The sequence below is a fragment of the Candidatus Magnetobacterium casense genome (assembly GCF_000714715.1).
Taxonomy (GTDB): domain Bacteria; phylum Nitrospirota; class Thermodesulfovibrionia; order Thermodesulfovibrionales; family Magnetobacteriaceae; genus Magnetobacterium; species Magnetobacterium casense.
The window spans coordinates 1-1463 of sequence record NZ_JMFO01000058.1 but is presented as its reverse complement, the minus strand read 5'-3'; the positions used below and the strand labels follow the sequence as shown (position 1 = coordinate 1463).

The 1463-nt window shown below is 57.6% G+C and carries 2 protein-coding genes and 1 pseudogene; all 3 read right to left on the bottom strand.

Going from position 1 to position 1463, the window contains the following annotated elements; genetic code table 11:
* A pseudogene (locus Mcas_RS18765) lies at positions 1 to 269 on the bottom strand (hypothetical protein); the annotation flags it as partial.
* Between the two features lie 17 nt (positions 270 to 286).
* Positions 287 to 778, bottom strand: coding sequence for a DsrE family protein (locus tag Mcas_RS15755; RefSeq protein ID WP_040336512.1), 492 nt, complete (start codon positions 776 to 778; stop codon positions 287 to 289).
* 76 nt (positions 779 to 854) lie between these two features.
* Positions 855 to 1463: multiheme c-type cytochrome (locus Mcas_RS15750; RefSeq protein WP_200873730.1), on the bottom strand; the 609-nt coding region annotated here is incomplete at its 5' end.

Genomic DNA, 1463 nt, shown 5'->3' with positions numbered 1-1463 from the left:
CCCAGCCATGGACCGAACAGGGCCCCACCTGCCAGGGTGAGCACGGATCCGGGCAGGAATGCGACGGTGGCGGCGGCATACAGCAGGATAAACAGTCCCATGCCAGCCGTTCCCCAGGCCTGCACCAGTGCTTCCAGCCGGGATGGATCCAGCATGTCACGGTATTGATAGGCCATGACGACAGTTGCCACCAGCATTGCCAGGATGCCCACACGGGTGACAATCCAGGGTGTGCCGGTGGATGGGGATGCTTTGATCGGGGTACTCATGACGGTAACTCCGGTAATCAGTGAATCGGAATGGCAGCATATCCCTGGGCGTGGTAGCCGGTCAGGGAGACGAACGTGTTGCCAACAGGTTTGATCCCGGGCAGGATAGTTGTGTTGTCCACGCCAAACAGCCCGGTAGCCAGGCCACAGACCTCCATGCGTACACCAGGTTTCTTCCGGAGTTCGGCGATCAGGCTGGCGATTTCCTCCAGCAGGGGATGTTGGTCCATGGGGAATGCCTCATGGTTGGTTGATACCAGCTTGACGGCCTTGCCACGAAACGCCAGCACGAGATCCGGCCTGACCTGCTGACGTTCAAGATCAGCATGGGTCTGGGTAATCACTTTCAGGTACAGTGGCAGGGTTTGGGGGTTGGCCATGCCGATATCGAACACCACCTTGCCGACGGTGACACCCTGCAGGGCATCGGTGTCATTCAGCGCTTGTGGCAGCACTTGTTCTGGCGCAGCCTGGACCGCCGGAGATCCGGCAAACGAGAGCCAGACCAATTATCAGGATGCCTGCTGTCTTGTTCATTGTCATGCCCACGATCATTTCTCCGTCTGCATGTTATTGATGTGTCAGTTATGATCCCGGTTGAACCGGGTGTATTCCCCATCCATCCGAGATGGGGGCAAGATCCACGTTCCCGTTCAGGTCACGCAGCACTTTGGCCTTTTCCCCGATGGCACGTATTCCGGCATCCATGCGTTCATGAAACCGGTGTGACATCTCCCTTGCACCGTGGGCCATGCCCTTGTAGGCTCCCAGGTTGTCGAAATACCACAGGTCAAAATAGTCCCGTTCAATGGATCCAACGTTGTAGAAGGCTGAAGCCTGCCCCTCATGGAACCCGATGCGTTCCCGCGGGAAGATCCGGGCCAGCCAGTCCATCGGATAGGGGGGGCGTTCTGTCGCAGATGGACGCAACAGGCCGTCACTGCGCAATCCCTTGAGTAACCGTTCCACGCCGTAGAGTTTTTGCCATGCTGTGGTCCGTTCGTGATCCAGTTCACGGAAAAACCGTGTACTGACATCGGGTGGGTGACACTCCCCGCAGGTTTCCAGCCAGCGCTTGCGCCTGATTTCATTTTCGGCCGTACGGGGATTGATCTCCCGGATGCCGAATTTCCAGACTGCCTTGTCAGCCACTTGGTGGTTACCATTCTTCATGTGACAATAGGCACAGGTGGG